The 15606-nt window shown below is 47.1% G+C and carries 6 protein-coding genes; 3 read left to right on the forward strand and 3 right to left on the reverse strand.

Annotated elements, in window-relative coordinates; all coding sequences use genetic code 11:
- Nucleotides 1-19 precede the first annotated feature (19 nt).
- On the forward strand, nt 20-2932 hold the full coding sequence (locus AC6H1S_RS03220; RefSeq protein WP_497565081.1) for an outer membrane beta-barrel protein: 2913 nt from the start codon (nt 20-22) through the stop codon (nt 2930-2932).
- Nucleotides 2933-2953: 21 nt separating this feature from the next.
- Here AC6H1S_RS03220 and AC6H1S_RS03225 read toward each other — a convergent pair whose 3' ends face one another.
- Both AC6H1S_RS03225 and AC6H1S_RS03230 read right to left on the reverse strand, forming a co-directional pair.
- Nucleotides 2954-3424 carry a DUF1579 family protein gene (locus tag AC6H1S_RS03225; protein ID WP_497565082.1) on the reverse strand — a complete coding sequence of 157 codons (471 nt, stop codon included), beginning with the start codon at nt 3422-3424 and terminating at the stop codon, nt 2954-2956.
- A 51-nt stretch (nt 3425-3475) separates the two neighbouring features.
- Nucleotides 3476-4786, reverse strand: a complete 1311-nt coding sequence (locus AC6H1S_RS03230; protein ID WP_497565083.1) for a sensor histidine kinase — start codon at nt 4784-4786, stop codon at nt 3476-3478.
- 483 nt (nt 4787-5269) lie between these two features.
- Between AC6H1S_RS03230 and AC6H1S_RS03235 the strand changes: the two genes are divergently transcribed.
- Together AC6H1S_RS03235 and AC6H1S_RS03240 are read left to right on the forward strand one after the other, a co-directional pair.
- Nucleotides 5270-13858, forward strand: coding sequence for an MBG domain-containing protein (locus tag AC6H1S_RS03235; RefSeq protein WP_497565084.1), 8589 nt, complete (start codon nt 5270-5272; stop codon nt 13856-13858).
- Between the two features lie 23 nt (nt 13859-13881).
- Entirely contained in the window at nt 13882-14769 is an 888-nt protein-coding gene (locus tag AC6H1S_RS03240) for a PorP/SprF family type IX secretion system membrane protein (protein ID WP_199139041.1), read from the forward strand.
- 68 nt (nt 14770-14837) lie between these two features.
- Here AC6H1S_RS03240 and AC6H1S_RS03245 read toward each other — a convergent pair whose 3' ends face one another.
- Nucleotides 14838-15461, reverse strand: coding sequence for a Pr6Pr family membrane protein (locus AC6H1S_RS03245; RefSeq protein ID WP_497565085.1), 624 nt, complete (start codon nt 15459-15461; stop codon nt 14838-14840).
- Between the last annotated feature and the right edge of the window lie 145 nt (nt 15462-15606).

Below are 15606 nucleotides of genomic sequence, written 5' to 3' on the forward strand. Positions count from 1 at the left end.
CAAACAAACTCTACTCAACATGTTCAATTCATCGATATATCCTGCTTTTTCAAAAGCATTGCTTGTTTTTGTACTCGGGTTCTTCTTCGTTAATACCCTGTACGCTCAACAAACGCCCGTAAGGCCAAATACGCCCCCTAAATCCAATACGCCGCCACCTTTGTTGCTGCGCGAAATCAGCGGTATTGTAAAAGATACCACCGATCTTGGCGTACCAGGCACTACGGTTAAACTTACTTCGGCCAAAGACACTTTGGTAACCAGCACCAATCCCGATGGCATTTTCGTGTTCAAAAATGTAAAATCGGCTACTTATACACTTTCGATCACTAGCCTGGGCTATAAGCCTATTGTGGCCAAGTTTAAACAAAACGATGCCATTCCGCGTATCGTGATGGATCCTATCGTACTCAAAAGTCAGGCTAATACCCTCAACGAGGTGGTCGTAAACGGAACACCTTCCATTACGTATAAAACAGATACTGTTGAATATAAGGCGAGCGACTACATTGTGCGCGAAAATGCCACAGTAGATGAGCTTTTAAAGAAAATGGAAGGCATGGAAGTAGGATCAGACGGCACCTTGGTGCATCAAGGCAACAACGTAACCAAGGCTAAAATTAATGGCAAAACCTACTTGGGTGGCGATGTGGCTACGGCCATTCAGAACCTGCCTGCCGAAATTGTGGAGAAAGTACAGATTGTTGACGATTATGGCGACCAGGCCGCCAGAACGGGCGTTAAAGACGGCGACCCAGAAAAAATACTGAATATTGTAACTCGGACAGACAAATCGGTGGGCAATACCGGAAATGCAAGTGCGGGTGTTGGCAACAACAAGCGCTACGAGGGCTCTGTTTTCGGGACAAGGATCAATGGCAACGAAACCATTGGCTTAAGTGGCCGATTGAACAATACCGTAAATGGCGTGGCCAATAGTGGCAGCAACGGAGGCGGTAATGGTGGTGGAAATGGAGGAGGAGGCAATGCCGGAGGTGGAGGTGGAAACCGTGGTGGAAACGGCGGTGGCAATACCGGGGGTGGCAACAGCTCTTCGGGAGGAAGCGGGGGAACCACCAACACCGGAAATACTTCGTTCTCTTATCGCGACAAGCTGAGCCCCAAGGTAGAGCTGAATACCAATTACCGCTATACTTTTAATAATGTAAACTCGCTCAACAGCAGCGCTTCGCAAATTTTTAGCTCTAGAGGATCTACGTTTTCTACCAATAACAGCACCAGCCAAAACAATTCTAAAAACCATAATTTCGGTTTTGAACTGGAAGCTAACCTCGATAGCAACAATTATATCAAATTCAGCCCAAACATTACTTATAGTTCTTCTGTTAATGGCGGGCAGTCTAATGTCATCCAAAGAGGATACATTAACCAGGACCAAACAGGGGCCAATACCAGCAGTAATACCCGGCCCAATGTTGATGCAACTTTGTTCTATCAACATATTTTTAAAAAACCGAGAAGAAACCTTTCGGTACAGCTGAGCATGAGCCGCAACAAACAGGATGCCGAGCAGGAAAGGAATTCGAATATTATCTCTTACGAAAGCAGCAATGCCGATATCGTATCAAAAGATTCGCTGATTCACCGGCTTGTTGAAAGAGACAATCTTACAAGAACCTATCGCGGAAGCCTAACCTATGTAGAGCCATTGTCGGTTAAATCGCAGTTTGAGTTTAACGGGCAGATTAATTACAACGGCTACGACAACACGGCCTTAACAAGCAACATCAATGCAGGTGGCGTGCATCAGGTCATCGATTCGCTAAGCAATATTTACGATTATTCGTTTACCCAGGCCCGTATCGCCCTGAATTATCGCTATGGAGTAGACCGCGATTCGAAAACCAGGTTTTCATTAGGTGTTACGGCAGTGCCAGCGGTTTTGAGTGGCACCAAGGTAAGCCTCGGCACAAGTACGCACCGAACCAGTTTCAACCTTATTCCTATTGCCCGGTTCCAATATTTATGGTCGAGGCAGCACAGCATGCAGATCAATTATTCGGGCAATGCAACCGAACCTACTTTTGATCAGATCCAGCCGGTGAGGGATGTTTCCAATCCGCAAAATCCGGTGGTGGGTAATCCAAACCTGAGGGTTACTTTTAACCACTCCATTAACGCGAGTTATAACAACTACATCGCCAATTCAAAGCTGAATTATTCGTTTAACATGAACGCTACTTTTGTTGACGATGCGGTTATCAGAAATACTGTTGATGTAAAGGGTGCCGATAGCATTTGGAAAAGCGAAACCCATTTTTTGAATACCGCTGGTGTATACCGGATCAACGGAAACTACTCGATCAGCAAGCAACTGAACGACCGCAAATACAATTTGTCTTTTAGCGGTAACATAGCCAACAACCATACCGTTTCTATGAGTAATTTTAACAAAAACACCACTTCTACCTGGATCATGAACGAACGCGCGGGTGCCAGGATCAATCCTAACGAGTGGCTGGAAGTAAATCCTTTTGTGGCTTACAGCATTACCAAATCGAGCAATTCGCTGCCTACTTTTAGGGATAGCCGTACCAATACGCTTTCGCTGAATATTGATGGCCGTTTTATCATGTGGGGCAGCTTGATCTTGGGCTATAGTGCAAGCAAGAGCTTTGTAAGTGGCATTAATGCCAATATTACCAATAACCCCTTGGTGATTAACAGCTACCTCCAAAAAGAACTTTGGAAACGCAGGGCAACCATAACGGTACAGGCCTTCGATTTATTGAACCAGAACAATTTTGTAAACCGTACCATTGCCGACGATGGTAGCTATACCGATACGAAAACCAATGCCTTGAGCAGGTATTTTATGGTGAGGGCAAGCATCAGGCTACAGAAATGGACCGGTGCCAAAGGCCGTAATGGCCGTCCGATCATGAGAAGAGGAGATGGTAGTTTCAATTGATAAGGGATAGCGCGTTTTGAGCTATGCTATTTTATGGGCTTTGATTTCGCACAAAGGCTTCCAGGTTTTGCCTACCAGGATTTCCCAGGTTTCGGTAAATGAATCGGTGTTGAATTTAAGGGTGGCGCGTTCTTTTTCTCCCTTGAATTTCCAGCTATCGGGGGTATAGCTAATCTGGTAGTTTTTAATGTTTCCTTGGCTATCGTAATTGGTAATGGCAAAAGAATGGGCATTCTCGTTATGGCTAATGATACCCATGCCTTTATGGTTTTCGAAATCAAAGTAGCGGTCCCATTTATAGCACAAAAAGAAGCCACCCGCCAGCCATTCGTAGGTAACGATGCCTTTTATTTTGGAGGGACTTGTATCGTCAGTATAGGCAAAACTTTGGCCTTCTATCGCCCATTTGCCTACAAAAGCTTCGAGCGAGGCATGTTCGCGGGTAGGTACTATAATTGGTTTTTCTTCCAGGGGATAGTGTTGTGTTTCCATAATTGCTAAACATTTGACTGCACGAAAAGTTTAGCATTATTGGGCATCTGACTAGTTGGACGAATTGGCTTTGGGTTTGGGCAGGCTGACATAAAAAGTAGTGCCTTTGCCGATTTCGCTTTCGAACCAAATTTGCCCATGTTGCAGTTCGGTGTAGGTTTTGGCTAGTGTAAGGCCTAAGCCAACACCCTTTTCTTTGTTGGTGCCATAGGTGCCCTTATGTTTTAGCGAAAAAACCTGCGATTTTTCCCCTTCTCCAATCCCAATTCCATCATCACTGATTCGGATAAGGCATTGGTCGTGCTGGTCGATGGTTTCGAGTAGAATCGTGCCTCCCTTATGGCAAAACTTGATGGCGTTATTGAGCAGGTTTCTGATAATCAGCTGCAAAAGGTCGGTATCGGCTATGGCAAGCAAGTGTGGCTGTGGCACATAGACGAGGGTGATGTGTTTTTCTCGGGCCAGGTTTTCTTTGAGCTGTATCGTTTTGTGAAGGGCGTCGTGAATGGGAACCGACTTGAGGTTAACCAAGGTGCCACCCATCTGATCTTTAGACCATGAAAGGATGTTCTGCAACATTTCCGAAGTCAGCTTGGTAGAAAGCAGCAATGATTTTTCGATAGCCGCTTTTTCTGCGGCATCCATTTCTACATGGTTCAGTATCGAAAGATAATTTTCTATGGAAGAAAGCGGTGCGTTTAGATCGTGGGCTACGATAGAAAACAGTTTGTTTTTAGTTTCGTTAATTTCTTCCAGCGACGTAAAGCGCTGTTCGGCCAGCCATTTCTCCTTGTAATAGCTTTTTTTTACAAAAACCGTAATGATGGTCATCATCAAGAGTACTTCAAAAACGGTTTGCACATGGTCTAAAAGCCTAGCTTGACGCGTATCGTATAGCTGTTTAACGAGTTCGGGATACTGATATTCCGTAAAAAAAAGGCCGGCGATAACGAATAAAGTGAAAGGAATCCAGATCCAAAACTGCTTGTGGTCGCTTACAATGGTTAAGATAAAAACGATCAGAATAAACGTAAAAAGGTTTACCCCTCCAGAAGCTTCGCTTACAAAATAGGTAATGCCGCAAAGAAAATTAAAGGCAATGGCAAATAGGCCGATGGCAATGCTGAGTCTGCTTTTAAAACGGGAGAGGAAATAGCCAAAAATCAGCAAGACGATTAAAGGCAACATGATGAAACCATAAAATGCCAAGCCAAGCGCAAAATTGATACTGGCGTTGACAGATGCCGTTAGGGCTGCCAAAATGCTTACGGCATTAAAAATGCGGCATTCTAAGGTGTATTGGTATTCTTTGCCAATTACGCCGGTCCAGAATCTGACAATTTTAGTTAGAAGCGATTTCAAGTTAGGGTTGATCTTTATCCAAATATAAAGCGGAAGGATTATCAAATCAATTTCGGTGAAAAATGAACAAGCAAGTTGCTGTGAAGCAATGTCTTAACTTTTTGATGAGTTTGGTAAAGCCAGCACAATAAGTTGTAAAGGTCCTTTTTATGGCTTGATGAGTGGAAAAGTTAAATCGCCGAACATTAATTAATAGTTAAAAACTTGTTTTTGAAAAATAAGGTCTATATATTTGAAAACCTTAATCATCCTTATTATGAATGCTCTCACCAAATTCATAAAGTCCCATCCTTATGGGCAATTATATGTTGTCACGTATAATTTAGAGTCAACCGACTTTTTCTCGTTCAAATTCTTATTCAGAAAGCGATAAGCTAAAGGGGTTTTTTGCCTTTTGGCTTGGCTCCCCTGTGCTTAGATTTTCGTTTGGAACAATTTTCTGAAATCTATTCATCCGCATCTTAATTAACTAAATAAATCTTTATGCAAAAATTTTACCTTAGAAGATTTTTCTCGTGTCTGTTGCTGTTTATAGCCATGATGGCACCCAATTGGGTTAAAGCGCAGACCACAGAGACCTTTGAAAGCTTTTCCGCTTTTGCGACAAGCTTTACGAGTAATGGGCAGGTCTTTAATATTTCTACCGTATCTGGAGGGCTTTTCGATATGTACGATGGTCCGGGTTTTGGCTGGAATGGAACAGCCCCAGATAATAAATTTATCGATAATTCTGGATCTGCGGCCGCAGGGGTAAATGTCAATTTTAGCATAGCTAGTGCCTCAGCATTTCAGGCTAAAAGCTTTTGGGTTTTTATATCCCGTGCAGATTTGTCTTATAACACGGGTTCATTAACAATAACCGGAAGCTTAAATGGAGTTACCCAGTTTACTGCAACCTCCAGCACTGGCTTCAATACCAATGTTGGTGTTAACAACGGTTATACATTAATAGACCTTACGACTTATGGAGGCTCAAATAATACTTCAGTAAACATAGATAAATTGACCTTTACAACTACAGGTTCTTTCGAATATTTTGCTTTAGATGCATTTAAATGGGGCGTTAGCTCTTTACCAGTTATTAATTCAAATCCGCCCAATAGGTCTATATGTGTAAATGGCAATACGACCTTTCCGATTACAGCCACAGGTGCTACAAGTTATCAATGGCAGGTAAATACGGGTAGCGGATTTACCAATATCAACAATGGCGGTGTGTATAGTAATGCTACAACCAGCAGCCTAACAATTATTGGGGCGAGTGCAGGAATGAATGGTTACCAGTACCGTTGCGTAGCTGGCAATGTTGGCGGTAGTACCAACTCTAACTCTGCAACATTATCGGTGAGCAACATCACAAGTTCAACCGCTAAAAATGATGTATTGTGCTACGGCACCAACACAGGCTCTGCGGCTGTTTCTCCAACTGGAGGGGTAGCTCCTTATACTTATTCCTGGTCGCCTAGTGGAGGTACAGCTAGTATTGCTACTGGCCTCGCTGCTGGAACCTACACCGTTACCATTACAGATAACATTGGTTGTCAGATTACAAAAACTATTACCATCAATCAACCTGCAGCTGCGCTAAATGTAAGTACGGGCAGTAAAACCGATGTGAGCTGCAACGGCGGATCTAACGGAACGGCTACGGTATCGCCAACTGGCGGTACGCCCGGCTACACGTATTCGTGGGCTCCAAGCGGAGGCACGGCAGCCACGGCAACCGGCTTAAGCGTTGGCGTTTACACGGTAACGGTAACCGACGCCAACAACTGCCAGGCGACTAAAAGCTTTACCATTACCCAGCCACCGGCTTTAAATGTAGCCGCTGGCAGTAAAACCGATGTGAGCTGCTTTGGTGGATCGAACGGAACGGCTACGGTATCGCCAACCGGCGGTACGCCAGGCTATACCTACTCGTGGGCACCAAGCGGCGGTACGGCCGCCACGGCAACCGGCTTAAGCGTTGGCGTTTACACAGTAACGGTAACCGACGCCAACAACTGCCAGGCGACTAAAAGCTTTACCATTACCCAGCCACCGGCTTTAAATGTAGCCGCAGGTAGCAAAACCGATGTGAGCTGCTTTGGTGGATCGAACGGAACGGCTACGGTATCGCCAACCGGCGGTACGCCAAGCTATACCTACTCGTGGGCACCTAGTGGCGGTACGGCTGCAACAGCCACCGGCTTAGCACCAGGTACTTATACGGTAACGGTAACCGATGCCAACAACTGCCAGGCGACTAAAACCTTTACCATTACCCAGCCAACGGCTTTAAATGTAGCAGCTGGCAGCAAAACCGACGTGAGCTGCTTTGGTGGATCTAACGGAACGGCTACGGTATCGCCAACTGGCGGTACGCCCGGCTACACGTATTCGTGGGCTCCAAGCGGGGGCACGGCAGCCACGGCAACCGGCTTGTCGGTTGGAACCTATACGGTAACGGTAACCGATGCCAATGGTTGTACAGGTACAAAATCTTTCACCATCACTCAGCCTGTGGCCATTTCCGCCAGTACTGTAGTGACCAACATAGCCTGCTTTGGCGGCAATACTGGTGCAATCAACCTGACCCCAACCGGCGGGCTTGCTCCGTATACCTTTAACTGGGGAGGGGGTATTACTACCGAAGACCGCACCAACCTTGTTGCGGGCACCTATTCAGTAATAATAACCGATGCCAATGGCTGTACCAAAACGATATCTGGTATTACGGTAACACAGCCAACTGCGCCTGTTTCCGGTACCACTGTAGTCACCAATATAGCCTGCTTTGGCGGCAATACCGGTGCAATTAACCTAACGCCAACCGGGGGAGTACCTCCATATACCTTTAGCTGGGTAGGGGGTGTTACCACCGAAGACCGGACCAGCCTCGTTGCTGGTACCTATACGGTAATGATAACCGATGCCAATGGCTGCACGGGTACGGTAAATGCTACGGTAACACAACCAACAGCGCCTGTTTCGGGCACTACCGTAGTCACTAACATAGCCTGTTTTGGCGGCAATACCGGCGCAATCAACCTCACACCAACTGGAGGAGTTCCTCCATATACTTTTAACTGGGCCGGGGGTGTTACTACCGAAGACCGGACCAGCCTTGTTGCGGGCACCTATTCAGTAATGATAACCGACGCCAATGGTTGTACGGGTACGGTAAACGCCACAATTACGCAACCTAGTGCATCATTGTCTCTAACCACAGGTAGCAAAACCGATGTGAGCTGCAATGGTGGATCTAACGGAACGGCGACAGTTTCGCCAACCGGTGGTACGCCAGCATATACCTACTCTTGGGCACCTAGTGGCGGCACGGCGGCCACAGCAACAGGCCTGGCTCCAGGAACCTATACGGTAACGGTGACTGATGCGAATGGCTGTACAGCTACGCGTAGTTTTACCATTACGCAACCCACAGCTTTAAATACGACAGCAGGTAGCAAAACCGACGTGAGCTGCAATGGCGGATCTAACGGAACAGCGACAGTTTCGCCAACCGGTGGCACGCCTGGCTATACCTATTCTTGGGCACCTAGCGGTGGTACCGCGGCAACAGCAACGGGTCTAGCTGCCGGAACCTATACGGTAACAGTAACCGATGCCAATGGTTGTACAGGTACAAAATCTTTTACCATCACCCAGCCTACGGCCTTATCTTTGGCCACAGGAGGCAAAACCGATGTGAGCTGCAATGGTGGTACGAACGGAACGGCAACAGTTTCGCCAACCGGTGGCACGCCAGCGTATACCTACTCTTGGGCACCTAGTGGCGGCACGGCGGCCACAGCAACAGGCCTGGCTCCAGGAACCTATACGGTAACGGTGACCGATGCCAATGCTTGTACGGCTACCCGTAGCTTTACCATTACTCAACCAACGGCTTTAAATACGACAGCAGGAGGCAAAACCGACGTGAGCTGCAATGGCGGATCTAACGGAACGGCGACAGTTTCGCCAACAGGTGGCACGGCGCCTTATACTTATTCTTGGGCACCTAGCGGTGGCACGGCGGCAACGGCTACTGGCCTGGCTGCCGGAACCTATACGGTAACAGTAACCGATGCCAATGGTTGTACAGGTACAAAATCTTTTACCATCACCCAGCCTACGGCCTTATCTTTGGCCACAGGAGGCAAAACCGATGTGAGCTGCAACGGCGGATCTAACGGAACGGCTACGGTATCGCCAACCGGTGGCACGCCTGGCTATACCTATTCATGGGCACCTAGCGGTGGCACGGCGGCAACGGCTACTGGCCTGGCTGCCGGAACTTATACGGTAACGGTGACCGATGCGAACGCTTGTCAGGCCACCCGTACCTTTACCATCGGACAGCCTACGGTATTGGCATCAACTACTATCCAAACCAATGTTGCCTGCAATGGCAGTGCAACGGGTATGGCAAGTGTAAATCCAAGCGGTGGAACGGCCCCGTATACTTATCTATGGTCAACTGGAGCTACAACTTCTGCCGTAACTGGCCTCTTAGCTGGAAGCTATTCGGTAACCATTACGGATGCCAATAACTGTACTTTAACTAAAAATTTCAGCATTACCCAACCTACCGCATTGGCGGTTTCGCCTGGTGCGCAAATCAATGTTTCATGTAATGGAGGTGCTAATGGCTCAGCTACGGTTAGCGTTACGGGAGGAACACCAGGTTATACCTATTCGTGGTCGCCAAGCGGAGGCACGGGTGCAACGGCCACTGGCTTGGCTGCCGGAACTTATACGGTAACCGTAACCGATGCCAATGCTTGTACGAAAACCCAAATTTTTAATATTACGCAGCCAACAGCTTTAGTGGCTTCGGCGGGATCGCAAATCAATGTTTCATGCAATGGCGGTTCAAATGGTTCGGCCACAGTTAATGTTGTCGGCGGAACCGGACCATATACCTATTCGTGGTCGCCAAGCGGAGGCACAGGTGCAACGGCCACTGGGCTTGCTGCCGGAACCTATACGGTAACAGTTAAAGATGCCAACCTTTGTCAAACCACTCAATCGTTTACTATTGCCCAGCCAGCAGCTTTAGTGGCTTCGGCTGGATCGCAAATTAATGTTTCATGCAATGGCGGTTCAAATGGTTCGGCCACAGTTAATGTTGTCGGCGGAACCGGACTATATACCTATTCGTGGTCGCCAAGCGGAGGCACAGGTGCAACAGCAACTGGCCTTGCAGCCGGAACCTATACGGTAACGGTTAAAGATGCCAACTTGTGCCAAACCACCCAAACATTTACCATTACCCAGCCAAGCGTATTGGCGGCTACGACCAGTCAGACCAATATTGCCTGCAATGGCAGTTCAACAGGTGTAGCTAGTGTAAGCCCAGTTGGTGGTACGGCCCCTTATACCTATTTATGGACCACAGGAGCTACTACATCGGCTATTACAGGCTTGGCCATTGGAACCTACTCGGTAACCATTACCGATAACAATGGTTGTACATTGACCAAAAGCTTTACCCTTACGCAGCCAACGGCACTAACGGCAACACAAAGCCAAACAGATGCAACTGCATTTGGAGCTGCCAATGGTTCGGCTACTGTATCGGTATCTGGCGGAACACCAGCTTATAGCTATTCATGGGCTCCAAGTGGCGGAACCGCTGCTACAGCTACGGGCTTAGTTGCAGGAAACTACACAGTAACGATAACTGATGCAAATGGCTGCAGTATTACGCGCAGCTTTACCATTACCCAGCCAGCGGGTGTTGCAGGCGTAACGGCCAGCACGGCTAATGGTACCTATAAAATAGGCGATGTAATAGCTGTTCAGGTTAATTTCCATATGCCTGTAACCGTAACTGGAACACCTCAGTTGGCCTTGAATACAGGTGCCAACGCATTGTACAATTCGGGCTCCGGAACTTCTTCTTTAGTATTCAATTATACGGTAGCATCAGGTAACCAAACGGCCGACTTGGATTATGCCTCTACAACATCACTTACTTTGGCAGGCGGAACAATTAAAGACGCCTTGAATAACAATGCTACGCTAACTTTGCCTGCGCCTGGCGCGGCGGGTTCTCTTGGCGCAAACAAAAATATCGTTATCGATGGTATTGCGCCAACTGTGGTTTCGATTAACCGCGTAGGCACAACCCCAAGCAATGCCACAAATGTTGATTATACCGTAACTTTCTCTGAACCAGTTACCGGTGTAACCGCTAATGCATTTGCTTTAACAACCACTGGTACCTTATCGGCTGCGGTAGCAAGTGTTACCCCTATAAGTACCACGGTTTATACCATTAATGTGAATACGATTGCCGGCGACGGAACCTTGCGCCTTGACCTTAAAGCAAGTGCTACAGGCGTAGCCGACATGGCTGGAAATCCTACAAGCGCTGGCTTTACAAGCGGACAGGTATATGCCATTGATCAAACCGCGCCAACGCTAACCATTGGTAGTCCATCAGTCGCATTGACCAGAAACGGTCCGGTAACTTTTGCCTTGACCTATTCTGATGGTACGGTTTCATTAACCAATAGCGATGTCGCTTTGATTACAACAGGAACCGCAACCGGAACAGCTACCGTAAGTGGCACCGGCTTAGCCAGAACCGTAACGCTTAACGGAATTACTGGAGATGGAACAATTGCCATCAGCATTGCGGCCAATACCGCTACCGATGTAGCAGGCAACAAAGCGGCAAGTGCCACTTCAACTGCTGTAACTGTTGATAATACAGCACCTAATACAACCATTGCCAGCAATCCGCCAGCCATTACAAATGCAATCGATGCAACCTTCACTTTTACAAGTACTGAAGCAGGTACTTTCGAAGCACAGCTTGATGCCGGAGCTTACGTAAGTGCAACTTCGCCATTAACGTACACCGGATTGGCTGAAGGTACCCATACCTTTAGGGTAAGGGCAATTGATGCCGCTGGCAATGTAGATGCAACTCCTGCAAGCTATACCTGGACCATAGATGTTACCCCACCTATTGCTCCAGTAGTGGTTGCCGTGGCCAATGGCGCAACTGTTTACACCGGTCTTCCTGCAATTAGCGGTACTGCCGAAGCAGGCTCTACCGTAACTTTACAGCTAGACGCAACGACGGTAAGTACAAGTATCCCTGTAGATGCCAGCGGCAACTGGAGCTATACTTTAGGTACGGCCTTATTGGATGGCACGCATACCTTAAAAGCATTGGCAACTGATGTAGCCGGAAATGCAAGCGTATACAGTGCAACAAATACATTTACCGTAATCACGGTGCCAACCATTACCGCTACAGGTACCCTAAGTGCACTGAACACTGTGTACGGAACAGCATCGGCCTCAACTCAGTTTGCAGTTTCGGGTGTAAACATGACGGCTGGCATATTGGTAACACCGCCAGCAGGATTTGAAGTAAGTACTGATAACACTACCTTTAGCAATACGGTAACCGTAGGTACTTCGGGCATGATTGCCAGTACACCGGTTTACCTAAGGCTGAAAAACACAACCGCTGTAGGCACTTATAGTGGAAATATCCTGTTAACCAGTGCGGGAGCTGTTAATGTAACTAAAGCGACGGTTTCGAGTACAGTAACTGCAGCACCATTAACCATTACGGCGAACCAAGTAAACAAAACCTACGGCGATGTTTTAACAGGTGCTGCCGGTTCAACCGCATTTGTTTCAAGCGGATTGAAAAACGGTGAAACCGTAGGTACAGTGAGCATAGCCTACGGAACTGGCGCTGCGGCTAACGATGCAGTAGGAACTTATACAGCAAAAGTAACGCCTAGTGCAGCTGTTGGGGGTACATTTACGGCCAGCAACTATGCCATTACCTATACAGCTGGAAATATTGTAATTGGGGTTAAAGCCATTACCGTAACTGCCGATGCAAAAAGCAAGGTTTACGGCAGTGCCGATCCGGCTCTTACCTATACTTTCAGCCCGGCTCTGGTAGCCGGCGACAGCTTTAGCGGTTCGTTAAGCCGTGCAACAGGCGAAAGCGTAGGCACTTATGCCATCGGTCAGAATACCTTGGCTTTAAGCAGCAACTATGCTTTAACTTACACTGGCGCCAACTTGACCATCACCAAAAAACCTTTGGATGTGATTGCCACCAATGCCAGCAAAACCTACAATGGTCTGGCCTTTAACGGAGGCAATGGCGTAACCTATAGCGGTTTTGTAGGAACCGACAACGCCACCAATAGCTTAACGGGAACATTGGCTTACACTGGCACGGCCCAGGGCGCCATCAATGCTGGCACTTATGTAATCACCCCTGCGGGCTATGCCTCGGCCAACTACCAGCTCAACTATGTAAGTGGTACCCTGACGGTGAACAAGGCAACGCTGACTGCCAAAGCCGACGACAAGGCGCGTTGCTACGGACAGCCTAACCCGGCCTTTACGGTAAGCTATACCGGTTTCGTAAACGGAGAAACTGCTGGCGTATTGACCACTGCACCTACGCTGACCACAGCGGCCAGTGGCAATTCTATCGCCAACAGCTACCCAATCAATATTGCCGGCGGTGTGGCAACCAACTACACGTTCACTTACCAAAATGGAACCTTAACCATCAATCCGTTGCCAATCGTAAACATTGCCTCGAGCAAGGGTACATCGTTGAGCAAGGGCGAAACTACAGTACTTACTGCCGTAGGCGGCACAAGCTATAGCTGGGCAACTGCAAATGGTATAGTAAGTGGCCAAAATACGGCCAGTCTAACCGTTCGTCCATCGGTAACCACTACCTACACGGTAACCGTAACCAACGCAACAGGCTGTAGCGATGTGAAGAGCATCACCATCGAAGTAAGAGACGACTTCCAGGCGGTTGAGGCTACCAATATCCTGACCCCGAACGGCGATGGAGTAAACGACAAGTGGGTGGTAGAAAACATAGACCAGTATCCGAACAACGAAGTGAAGATCTTCGACAAGGCAGGACGCGTATTGTATAGCAAAAAAGGCTACGATAACAGCTGGGATGCTACCTTAAATGGTGCGCCACTTAACGAGGGTACTTATTTCTATATCATCGATTTCGGACCTGGCAAGCTGAAGAAAAGAGGCTTCATCACCATAGTGCGTCAGGATAAATAATTAGGACAACTAAATTGTATAAAATGAAAAGACATAAGATTTTAGTTCTGGTAGGCATTATTGCTTCATCAATAACGGCTAAGGCGCAACTCGACCCATTGTCGTCGCAGTACTATAATAATCGTTACCAGCTCAATCCGGCCTTCGCCGGGTTTGAGCACGGTACCAATCTTAACTTAGGCTATCGTAGCCTCTGGAATAACATTCCAGGGGCACCGGTTACACAAGCCATAACCGTTGATCATGGTTTTAATAAGGTAGGAGTAGGCCTAAATGTAGTAAACGACAAGGCTGGTCTTCAGCGCCAAACCAGGGTGGTGGGTAGCTTTGCTTACCATCTCCCCCTCAATGAAAACAATAAGCTGAACTTTGGCGTTTCGTTGGGCTTTGCCAATCAGCGTTTGAGCAATTCGGATATCAAAGGCAATCCGAACGATGTGTTGGTAGGCCAGTACAATGACCGTGAAAGCTATATCGATGGCGATTTTGGTGTGGCTTATACCAGTAACAGGTTAACCATTAATGCCGCCTTGCCAAACCTGAATAAGTTGTTCAAGCGCGATGATACCAAATATGCCGATGTGGCCCGGTTTTATTCGGCCATCAGCTACAAAATCCCGTTCAATACTAACCTTAATGGCGAATTTGTGGAGCCTTTGGTTGCTTACAGAGCCGTTTCGGGTTACGATAACATCTGGGATGCAGGTGCACAGTTTGCCCTTGTAAACCAACAGATCTTGCTTTCGGCGATGTATCACAGCACCAAGAACGCCACTTTTGGCTTTGGGATGGACTACAAAAAGAAATATCTCATCAGCGGCTTGTATACCACGAGCACTTCGCAGCTCAACAATTACACCAATGGGGGATTCGAAGTTTTCCTGAGGGTAAAAATGGGATCGGGCCAATAAGCCCTGCCGGTAACAAAAAGGAGCAACCGTTAAGGTTGCTCCTTTTTTTATGCCTATTGGTTTGAACTTTAATCTAACTGGGTGGGTTTCTTTTTGCCCAGAAATACAAAGAAGAACGAAAAAAACAAAAATACCAGTACCAATATTGCGCTGTTGCGAAGTACGGCGGGATAGCCCAATTCAATGACATTGATAAACGGATAAGGGTACCAAGTAGCAAAAGGCCCTCTTAACAGGGTATAAATGGCATAAACTGCGGGATAGACCAGCCAGAAAGGAATGCTTTTATAAGTAGCCTTTTTGCCATCTACATATCTCCACCAATAAATAATCATCAATACAGGAATAACAGAATGCAACAAGTCGTTAAGCAAGGCCTGCAGGCCACCCTCTTTCCATAAGCTTCGTAGCACCAGGTTAAACACCAGGCCTACGATGGTAATGTACATGGTAATGGCGGTTTGTGTATTGGCATTGGCAAAAAATCCGTGTTGCTGAGGTTTCGAAAAAAACTGTACGCTTGCAAAAAATGCAACCAGGGTATTGGTCAGTACCGTGAAAAAGCTGAAGAACCGAACAAGGGTTTCTGTGGTGCCAGTTGTACTGTAGCCGAAAGAAAGTACCAGTTGGGCAATTAGTGATACCCATGCGGTGATTGCAATAATAAACAAAAGCAGTTTGTGTCTACTCATAGCGAATACAATTTGATTTAAATTTAGCGATAAAAAATCAACCTATGGTTAAAGCTGGTGCCGGCGAGCACTATTTGGCAATATGTGTTAAGCCTGTTATTCACCATGATTGGTACATCTGCTTAGCAAGTAGCAATTATTTAAT

Source organism: Pedobacter sp. TM02 (genome assembly GCF_059705275.1).

Bases quoted from the DNA above. Each gene is read 5' to 3' on its own strand.
- AC6H1S_RS03220 (WP_497565081.1), top strand. From the start codon at position 20: ATGTTCAATTCATCGATATATCCTGCTTTTTCAAAAGCATTGCTTGTT.
- AC6H1S_RS03225 (WP_497565082.1), bottom strand. From the start codon at position 3,424: ATGGAAACACAACACTATCCCCTGGAAGAAAAACCAATTATAGTACCT.
- AC6H1S_RS03235 (WP_497565084.1), top strand. From the start codon at position 5,270: ATGCAAAAATTTTACCTTAGAAGATTTTTCTCGTGTCTGTTGCTGTTT.
- AC6H1S_RS03240 (WP_199139041.1), top strand. From the start codon at position 13,882: ATGAAAAGACATAAGATTTTAGTTCTGGTAGGCATTATTGCTTCATCA.
- AC6H1S_RS03245 (WP_497565085.1), bottom strand. From the start codon at position 15,461: ATGAGTAGACACAAACTGCTTTTGTTTATTATTGCAATCACCGCATGG.